This is a genomic window from Flavobacterium sp. UBA6195, assembly GCF_002422095.1.
Taxonomy (GTDB): Bacteria; Bacteroidota; Bacteroidia; order Flavobacteriales; family Flavobacteriaceae; genus Flavobacterium.
Window position 1 is genome coordinate 22,984 of record NZ_DITB01000055.1, and the last position, 7,777, is coordinate 30,760.

The window sequence follows — 7,777 nt, forward strand, 5'->3', positions numbered from 1 at the left end:
CAATATACTAATCCCGATTTTCATCGGGATTTTTTGTTAACAAAAATTTGGAGATTAAACGCGTAAAAATCCTTAAATTTGAAAAAAATAATGCGACATGATTAAGTTTGGAAAAGGTAGAATGCCAAAGAACAAAAGATTTAATTACACGCCTCGTCATTACGAAGGCAAAACAGTAGATAATCCATTTGATTTTGATTCTGCAATACGACGCGATAGAGAAACCGCAAGTTATAACGATATGAGAGCAATGTGGAGCGATGCTAGAGACGCTAGCAGAAACAGAAAGAATCGTTCTTTCAATATGCGCGTTATTATCATTGCCTTAATTTTGGTGTTGATCTTTTTCTTTATCATCGATTTCGATTTTTCCATATTTAGAAGAAAATAATGGCAGCGAGTATTATTCAACTTTTACCGGATCATGTTGCTAATCAAATAGCTGCTGGAGAAGTGGTGCAACGCCCAGCTTCTGTTGTGAAAGAGTTGTTGGAAAATGCCGTTGATGCCAAATCGACGGACATTAAATTAATCGTTAAAGAAGCCGGAAAAACCTTAGTTCAAGTAATTGATAATGGTTTGGGTATGAATATGACCGATGCCCGTTTGTGTTTCGAACGTCATGCTACATCTAAAATTCGAAAAGCAGAAGATTTATTCGATTTGCATACCAAAGGTTTTCGTGGCGAAGCATTAGCATCAATTGCTGCGATTGCTCATGTGGAATTAAAAACAAAACAAGACCAAGAAGAACTTGGAACTCATATTGTTATTGAGGGTAGTAAATTGGTAACCCAAGATGTTGCGGTTTTACCAAAAGGAACCTCGTTTGCCGTTAAGAATTTGTTTTTCAATATTCCAGCCAGAAGAAATTTCTTGAAATCGGAAATAGTAGAATTTCGTCATGTGATGGATGAATTCCAACGTGTAGCGATGGCGCATCCGTCGATTTCATTTACTTTGATGCATAACGGGAGTGAATTATACAATTTACCAAGTTCTAATTACCGTCAAAGAATAGTGAATATTTTTGGTGGAAAAACAAACGAAAAGTTAGTGCCAGTTTCGGAAGAAACCGAGTTAATTACCATTTCTGGATTTGTAGGAAAACCTGAATTTGCAAAAAAGAGTAGAGGCGAACAGTTTTTCTTTGTGAACGATAGATATATCAAAAGTGCGTATTTGCATCATGCTATCATGAGTGCTTACGAAGGTTTGTTGAAAGAAGGTAATCAACCAAGTTATTTCTTGTATTTGCAAGTGCCACCTCATACTATCGATATCAACATTCATCCTACAAAAACTGAAATTAAGTTTGACGATGAACATTCGTTATATGCGATTTTGCGTTCGGCAGTGAAACATAGTTTAGGGCAATTTAACGTAGCGCCCGTTTTAGATTTTGAGCGCGATTCAAATTTAGACACGCCTTACGAATATAAAAATAGAGAAGCTGATTTTCCAACAATTCAAGTAGATTCTAGTTTTAATCCATTTGCGGCTGAAAAACCGAGTTCGAAGCCGTTGTCTTCTTTTGGAAGTTATAAAAAGGAAACGTCAACAGCAAGTTGGGAAAGTTTATACGTTGGATTAAAGCAGGACACTCAAGAAATAGAAACTTTTTCATTTGAAAGTGAAGAAGTTACTAGTAAATTGTTTGAAGATGATGTGATGGAAACTAAAACCACATCAACCTATCAAATTCATAAAAAATATATCGTTAGCGCCATAAAATCGGGAATGTTGGTTATTGATCAAGGAAGAGCGCACCAACGTGTGTTGTATGAACAATTTCTGACTAATATTACGGTTCAGAAAGCTTCGAGCCAGCAGTTGTTATTTCCATTGGAATTGTATTTTTCTTCTGATGAGATGATTTTATTGAAAGAATTGCAGTCTTCTTTAGAAAACACTGGATTTGTTTTTGATGCTTTCAATATTGATTCTATTCAAATTTCAGGATTGCCAATTGGAATGGCTGAAAGTGAAATATCCATTGTTTTAGAAGAATTAATTGGGAATCTACAAAATGAAATTCCAGAAAGTAGTTTTTCACAGAGTGATAGCATTGCCAAATCGATGGCGAAAAGTATGGCCGTTAAAACCGGAACTTATTTAACCGAAAAGGAACAAGAAAATTTAGTAAATTCGTTATTTGCGTGTAAAGAACCCAATGTTTCGCCTTTTCAAAAACCAACTTTTATCACGTTAACGGTAGAAGATCTAGATAAAAAATTTGCGATATGATGAATAACATGACCGATACTGTTAAGCAGTTATTGATAATTAATGTTTTGTGTTTTATTGGAAGTTTTGTGGTGCCGCAATCGAATGATTTATTGGCGCTATATTACTTTGAAAGTGATAAATTTCAATTCTGGCAACCCATAACGCACATGTTCATGCACGGCAGTCCTATGCATATTTTCTTTAATATGTTTGCATTGATTTCTTTTGGTAGCGCATTGGAGCATTTTTGGGGAGCTAAGAAATTTCTATTTTTCTATTTATCTTGTGGATTAGGAGCTGCTTTGATTCATTCGGGCGTTAATTATTATGAAATTCATACACTTCTAGATCAATTACAAAATTCAGCGATAACTTCAGCAGATATTCATACTATTTTAAACACCGATTTTGTTAGCGGAAATCAGTTTCAGGGACAATTGTTGTATGAAAATGCACAAGCTACTTTTGATAAATTAAATTTAAATGGAGATGATTTTAAAATTTTATTTGATGCTGCAATAAAAAATCAAACCGCTGCCGTGGGAGCTTCAGGTGCTATTTACGGATTATTAGTAGCTTTTGCCTTTATGTTTCCTAATGCCGAGTTGATGATGATGTTTATTCCAGTTCCTATTAAAGCTAAATATTTTGTACCTGTGATTGTATTGTTAGATTTGTTCTCGGGTGTAACAGGATTTAGTCTTTTTGGAGGAAATATTGCCCATTTTGCCCATGTAGGTGGTGCTTTAATTGGTTTTATTATGATGTGGTATTGGAAGAAAAATCAGTTTGATCAAAACCGTTGGGATAGATAAGTTTTTTAGAAAAAAGAATAAAGAACAAAGAGAAAAGATGAACATTTTAGACGATTTAAAACTACAATACAGAACAGGTGGCATGGTGCAAAAGTTAATCTTTTGGAACATCGGTTTCTTCTTGTTTTCGTTGGTGTTTTTTTATAGTTTTTCTGTTGGAAAATTTCAAATTCCAACATGGATTGCTTTGTCGTCTGATCTTGGTAATTTAGTTAGAACGCCTTGGACATTAATTACGTTTAATTTTTTTCATGCTAAGTTTTTACATTTATTTTTTAATTTGTTAGTGCTTCATTTTGCAGGAAGATTGTTTTCAACATATTTTACAGATAGACAATTGCTTGGTGTTTACATTTTAGGTGGTGTTTTCTCTGGAATTATATTTGTGCTTTCCTATATTCTAATTGGGAAATCAGGTTTGCTGGTTGGAGCTAGTGGTGCTATTATGGCAATTTTGCTTAGCGTTACGACTTATGCACCCTTTATGTTGTTGCGTATTCCATTGATTGGAATTGTGAAGCTATGGCATGTCACATTTGTTATTTTATTACTAGATTTAATTCAGTTGCCTTTAGATAACACAGGCGGACATATAGCGCATTTAGGTGGTGCACTTTTTGGTTTTCTTTACGTTAAGTTATTACAATCGGGAACCGATTTAAGTAAAGGAATTTTGTTTGTTTTAGATTTCTTTGCGAATCTTTCTAAACAAAAAAAGAAAACCCCATTTAAAAAAGTACATCGCAATACAACAAAAAAAGTAGTAAATTCGTTCTCAGAAAAAGATATTACACAAAAACAGATTGATGATATTTTAGATAAAATTAGTAAATCGGGTTATGATAGTCTAACTAAAGAGGAAAAAGAATTTCTTTTTAAAGCTGGAAAATAAATGCAGAAACAGTCATGGTTAAGCAAAATAATGTTTTTTTTTAATACAGTACTTACTGTATTGACGTTTCTTGCGTATTTATTACCTTTCTTAGCGCCTAAAGCCTTTCCTTTTTTAAGTGTATTGTCGCTAATTCTTCCCTTCTTTTTGATTTTGAATTTCTTCTTTTTTGTTTTTTGGTTGTTACAACTAAAAAGACAAATGTTACTTTCAGGATTAGTATTGTTGCTTGGAATTACCTTTATTAATCGTTTTTATAAATTTTCGGAAACCAATCTTCAAGTGGAAGAAGGCGACTTTACTTTAATGAGTTATAATGTCCGTCTTTTTAATTTGTACGAATGGCTTCCGCAAGGCGATGTGCCTGAACAAATTTCAAAATTAATTGATGAAAAGCATCCTGATATCTTGTGTTTACAAGAGTTTTCGCCTAACGATAAAGTGTCAGTAAAAAAATACCCACATAGTTTTGTAAAGTTATATGGTGGAAAAAATAAATATGGTCAAGCCATTTATTCCAATTACAAAATGATTGAGAAGGGAGAAATTCAATTTCCTAATACAAGCAATAATGTTATTTATGCCGATATTTTAAAAGGTAAAGATACGTTACGAATTTATAGTATGCACTTGCAATCTATTAAAATCAGTACCGATATACACGAAGATCTTAATCAAGAAAAATCAAAGTTTATTTTTATGCGAATTAGTGAAGCATTTACGCTTCAACAGCAACAAGCAGAAATTATTAAAAAACACTTTGATGCGTGCAAGTACCCAAAAATTATCTGTGGTGATTTGAATAATAGTGCTTTCTCTTACGTGTACAGAACGGTGAAAGGAGATATGAAAGATGCTTTCGAACAAGCAGGAACTGGTTTTGGAAAGTCGTATAATTTTAAATATTATCCAGCCAGAATTGATTATGTTTTCGTTGAAAATAATATCGAGGTGAAAGAATTTACTTCTCTAGATTCTTTTGTTCAAAGCGATCATTTCCCGCAATTAACGAGATTAAATTTGGTTGAAAAAACAGAAGAATAATTTAAATCTTTTGATTTTTCAGATAATCCACAGCGTATCTTCCTTCATTAAAAAGCAAGTCTAAAATGCTTAAGTTGTTTATAAAACCATGTTTTTCTTCAAATACTTGCGTGTATTCTTCTAATTGTGTAATGTCTTTCTTTCCGTTTGCTAAATGTCGGAAATCTTTAAAATTAGGAACATCATGAAAAAATTCAGTTGTTTTATTTGGTTGAATCGTAATTCCTAAGGATTCGTTTACCAATTCGAAAACTTCTAAATTTAAATCCATTAAAAACTCATGTTTTTTCTCGAATAACGGACGGAAATCATCTTCAAAATATTCAAAAAAAGGGGAAGTTCTATAAGCAGCTTCTAGCGATTTAAAATGGTTTTTCTGCCAACCAAAATCATTTTCGATACGAACATTTTTATACTTTTGATGTTTGTCTTTTGAGTGCTTTACAGGAATATTTAACAATTGAATTCCGTTTGGACTATAAATATACATCCTATTTCTGTTCGTTTGTTTTTGGAAATTGTCTTCCATTTCAAACGTAACCGAATCCGCCTGAAGTATTGCTACATAATGACTAATCGATGGAAAATAAGTGGGATGTATAAGAATGTTGTTCATGATAAATTATTGTTTTTAAAAACACGAATTTCACTAATCATCACAAGTTATTTCGTGCTAATTAGTGAAATTCGGTTAAAATTATATTAAGCTTCTTCTTTCTTTTTCTTCTTTTTTCTGAAGTAATCAAAAGCAAAATAACCTGCTAAAGCAATTAAGAAAAATTGGAAATACGATTTTGGCTGACCATCACCGCTAACTGTAGTGAATAATCTATCCCAACGAATGCTCCAGTTTTTAATGCCATCATTAATACCATCAATACTCATCCAAATGAAAATTGGTTTTCCAACGATGTGATCTGCTGGAACAAATCCCCAATAACGAGAGTCTAAGGAATTGTGACGGTTATCTCCCATCATCCAATAATAATCTTGTTTAAAAGTATAAGAAGTTGCAATTTGTCCGTTGATACGAATTTCATCTCCGTTTACTTTCAAGTCATTTCCTTCGTATTCACCTATAACTTTTTTATAAAAAGGTAAAGTTTCTTTATTTAACTCAACTGTTTTTCCAGCTTCAGGAATGTATATAGGACCTAAGTTATCGACATTCCAATCTTTTGTTCCGGGGAAAATAGATTTATCAGTTTCTTTATGAATGATGCGTTCTACTTTTGTTAATCCAGGGATATTTCTTAATCTATCTACTGAGGCTTGTGGTAAAGCGCTAAAAATTAAAGTGTCTTTTGCAATTTGTCCAAAAGCATCTGTTATGTGAAGTTCTTTTTTAATGTAATCTAAATCAACGGGTGTTTTACCATCCCAAGCGACTTTGTATGAATACTGCGGTTTTGCTCTTTCAGGAAGAATCGATTCTTTTCCGTTAATAAAAATGATACCATCTTTAATTTCAATTTTATCACCAGGAATAGCGGTGCAACGTTTTACGTAGTTGGTTTTTTTATCGATAGGTTTATCATATCTTTTATCTGCCGCTTTGTACATGTGAAACAAAGTGTCTGCAGGCCAGTTAAACACTACAATGTCATTACGTTCTATTTTTTGTAAAGCAGGAAAACGGAAATAAGGTAATGAAGGTTTTGAAGTGTATGATTTTACTTTTACAATTGGTAAAGTATCGTGAACCATTGGTGCGGCAATAGGTGTCATTGGAGTTCTGGCTCCGTAATGGAATTTACTCACAAATAAAAAGTCACCTACTAGTAAAGATTTTTCTAATGATGAAGTTGGGATAGTATAAGGTTGAATAAAATAAGTATGAACTAAAGTTGCAACAACAATAGCAAACGATAATGAACCTAAAGTATCCATAGTTTTGTTAGGTGGAGTCAAATCACGATTCGCGTGATAAGTGGTCTCTTGTGTGTAATTTACATAAGCAATGTAAAGTCCAAGAGTAACAACTCCTAAAACCATATCAACCGTTGATTTTTTACCAAAAGTTCGTAAGGTTTCAATCCAAATTATTGGAAATAAAAACAAATTGATAACTGGAATAAAAAGGAGTAAAATCCACCATTTTGGACGGTTGATGATTTGCATTAATACAATTCCGTTGTAAACTGGAACAAATGCTTCCCATGCTTTTCTACCTGCTTTTACGTATAATTTCCAAGTTCCAATTCCGTGAATTACTTGAATGAATAAGATAAAGATTAACCAACCTGATATTTCCATTTTTAATATCGTTTACTTGTTAAATTTTATAATTGTTTTATTTTGAGGTTAAACCCAAAACATCTTTCATGTTAAAAATCCCTTTTTTACCTACTAACCATTCAGCAGCAACAACAGCTCCTAAAGCAAAACCTTCACGACTATGAGCGGTGTGCTTGATTTCAATTTGATCCACTTCACTGTCATAGAAAATACTATGAGTTCCAGGAACATTTTCGATACGCTTTGCTTCAATATGAATTTCGTTGCTAATTGGAGTTTCTAGTGTCCAATTCGCATAGTCTGTATGTTTGATAACACCTTCTGCTAATGTAATGGCTGTTCCACTTGGAGCATCTAATTTTTGAGTGTGATGAATTTCTTCCATTGAAACGTTGTATTGCTTCAAGTTAGCCATCATTTTGGCTAAATATTCATTCAATTCAAAAAACACATTTACACCTAAACTAAAATTAGAAGCATAAATAAAACTACCGTTTTTTGCTTCGCACAATTGTGCCATTTTCGGGTAATCTACTAACCAACCTGTAGTTCCTGAAAT

The 7,777-nt window shown here is 32.9% G+C and carries 8 protein-coding genes; 5 read left to right on the forward strand and 3 right to left on the reverse strand.

Annotation, left to right across the window (positions count from 1 at the left end; translation table 11 throughout):
* The first annotated feature begins 97 nt into the window (after positions 1-97).
* Genes B4I81_RS04455 through B4I81_RS04475 form a run of 5 tightly spaced genes read left to right on the forward strand, consistent with a single transcriptional unit; the run spans position 98 to position 4,980 of the window.
* Entirely contained in the window at positions 98-391 is a 294-nt protein-coding gene (locus B4I81_RS04455) for a hypothetical protein (RefSeq protein ID WP_026724847.1), read from the forward strand.
* Positions 391-2,247, forward strand: coding sequence for a DNA mismatch repair endonuclease MutL (mutL, locus tag B4I81_RS04460; RefSeq protein ID WP_291108149.1), 1,857 nt, complete (start codon positions 391-393; stop codon positions 2,245-2,247). Before B4I81_RS04455 ends, mutL begins: the two co-directional genes overlap by 1 nt.
* Complete coding sequence (locus tag B4I81_RS04465; protein WP_291108164.1) at positions 2,247-3,044, forward strand: rhomboid family intramembrane serine protease; 798 nt, start codon at positions 2,247-2,249, stop codon at positions 3,042-3,044. The genes mutL and B4I81_RS04465 overlap by 1 nt, the downstream gene beginning before the upstream one ends.
* 37 nt (positions 3,045-3,081) lie before the next feature.
* Positions 3,082-3,936, forward strand: coding sequence for a rhomboid family intramembrane serine protease (locus B4I81_RS04470; RefSeq protein WP_291108152.1), 855 nt, complete (start codon positions 3,082-3,084; stop codon positions 3,934-3,936).
* Complete coding sequence (locus tag B4I81_RS04475; RefSeq protein ID WP_291108155.1) at positions 3,937-4,980, forward strand: endonuclease/exonuclease/phosphatase family protein; 1,044 nt, start codon at positions 3,937-3,939, stop codon at positions 4,978-4,980.
* A 1-nt stretch (position 4,981) separates the two neighbouring features.
* Here B4I81_RS04475 and B4I81_RS04480 read toward each other — a convergent pair whose 3' ends face one another.
* The 3 genes from B4I81_RS04480 to B4I81_RS04490 all read right to left on the reverse strand — a co-directional run.
* Positions 4,982-5,596 carry a WbqC family protein gene (locus B4I81_RS04480; protein WP_291108158.1) on the reverse strand — a complete coding sequence of 205 codons (615 nt, stop codon included), beginning with the start codon at positions 5,594-5,596 and terminating at the stop codon, positions 4,982-4,984.
* Positions 5,597-5,682: 86 nt separating this feature from the next.
* Positions 5,683-7,236: a signal peptidase I gene (gene lepB, locus B4I81_RS04485; RefSeq protein WP_291108160.1), complete on the reverse strand. Its 1,554-nt coding sequence runs from the start codon at positions 7,234-7,236 to the stop codon at positions 5,683-5,685.
* A 37-nt stretch (positions 7,237-7,273) separates the two neighbouring features.
* On the reverse strand, positions 7,274-7,777 hold a 504-nt coding region (locus B4I81_RS04490; protein WP_291108162.1), incomplete at its 5' end, for a 4-hydroxy-tetrahydrodipicolinate reductase.

What these genes read in the sequence shown, in the direction of transcription:
- B4I81_RS04455 (WP_026724847.1), top strand. Translation starts at nt 98, where the DNA reads ATGATTAAGTTTGGAAAAGGTAGAATGCCAAAGAACAAAAGATTTAAT.
- mutL (WP_291108149.1), top strand. Translation starts at nt 391, where the DNA reads ATGGCAGCGAGTATTATTCAACTTTTACCGGATCATGTTGCTAATCAA.
- B4I81_RS04465 (WP_291108164.1), top strand. Translation starts at nt 2,247, where the DNA reads ATGAATAACATGACCGATACTGTTAAGCAGTTATTGATAATTAATGTT.
- B4I81_RS04470 (WP_291108152.1), top strand. Translation starts at nt 3,082, where the DNA reads ATGAACATTTTAGACGATTTAAAACTACAATACAGAACAGGTGGCATG.
- B4I81_RS04475 (WP_291108155.1), top strand. Translation starts at nt 3,937, where the DNA reads ATGCAGAAACAGTCATGGTTAAGCAAAATAATGTTTTTTTTTAATACA.
- B4I81_RS04480 (WP_291108158.1), bottom strand. Translation starts at nt 5,596, where the DNA reads ATGAACAACATTCTTATACATCCCACTTATTTTCCATCGATTAGTCAT.
- lepB (WP_291108160.1), bottom strand. Translation starts at nt 7,236, where the DNA reads ATGGAAATATCAGGTTGGTTAATCTTTATCTTATTCATTCAAGTAATT.